This is a genomic window from Bacillus sp. N12A5, assembly GCF_026790125.1.
In the GTDB taxonomy this organism is placed as follows: domain Bacteria; phylum Bacillota; class Bacilli; order Bacillales; family Bacillaceae; genus Bacillus.
Genome location: NZ_JALAMR010000034.1, coordinates 1 through 1,348 on the forward strand (window position 1 = coordinate 1; position 1,348 = coordinate 1,348).

Here is a 1,348-nt window from a genome sequence, read left to right on the forward strand (position 1 = left end):
CTGCGGCATCAGCCCGGATGAGCGCATTGGCGTTCTCACGAAGCCGTCGCTTGAAATGTCCGCTGCGGTGCTCGGCGTCTTGAAAGCCGGAGCGGCGTTTGTGCCGATTGATCCTGACTATCCTGATCAGCGGATTGACTATATTTTACAGGACAGCGGCGCGAAGCTTCTCTTGAAGCAAGAGGGGATTTCAGTGCCGGACAGCTTTACGGGAGATGTCATTCTTCTCGACGGAAGCCGCACGATTCTAAGCCTGCCGCTTGATGAAAACGACGAGGAAAATCCAGAGACGGATGCAGACGCAGAGAACCTCGCGTACATGATTTACACATCTGGAACGACCGGACAGCCGAAGGGTGTTATGGTCGAGCACCATGCGCTTGTGAACCTGTGCTTCTGGCATCATGACGCGTTTAATATGAGAGCGGAGGACCGCAGTGCGAAGTATGCGGGCTTTGGATTCGATGCCTCCATTTGGGAGATGTTCCCGACCTGGACCATCGGCGCCGAGCTTCACGTCATTGATGAAGCGATCCGCCTGGATATCGTCCGCCTGAACGACTATTTCGAAACGAACGGCGTGACGATCACGTTCCTGCCGACGCAGCTGGCAGAACAGTTCATGGAGCTTGAGAACACATCACTCCGTGTTCTCTTGACAGGCGGAGACAAGCTGAAGCGCGCCGTGAAAAAGCCGTACAAACTCATCAACAACTACGGGCCGACAGAAAACACGGTCGTTGCCACAAGCACAGAAATCAATCCGGAGGAAGGCTCGCTTTCCATTGGGCAGGCGATCGCCAATACGAGAGTGTACATTCTCGGCGAGGGCCAGCAGGTTCAGCCGGAAGGTGTAGCCGGAGAGCTTTGCGTGGCAGGGCGCGGATTGGCGCGCGGCTATCTGAACCGGGAAGACGAAACCGCGAAGCGGTTTGTCGCTGATCCGTTTGTGCCGGGTGAACGCATGTACCGCACCGGCGATTTGGTGAAATGGGTGAACGGCGGCATCGAGTACATCGGCCGAATCGACCAGCAGGTCAAAGTCCGCGGCTACCGGATCGAGCTGTCAGAAATCGAAGTTCAGCTCGCCCAGCTTTCTGAGGTGCAGGATGCGGCGGTGACAGCCGTCAAGGATAAAGGCGGAAATACAGCGATCGCGGCGTATGTCACACCGGAAACAGCTGACATAGAAGCGCTGAAATCTGCACTGAAGGAAACCCTGCCGGACTACATGATCCCGGCCTTCTGGATGACGCTGAACGAGCTTCCGGTTACCGCAAACGGAAAGGTGGACCGAAAAGCCTTGCCTGAGCCGGACATCGAAGCGGGAAGCGGAGAATACAAAGCG

Annotated in this window: 1 protein-coding gene; it reads left to right on the top strand. The window is 56.3% G+C overall.

What is annotated here, in order from left to right; translation table 11 throughout:
- On the top strand, positions 1 to 1,348 hold a 1,348-nt coding region (locus MOC09_RS20040; RefSeq protein WP_268371685.1), incomplete at both ends, for an amino acid adenylation domain-containing protein.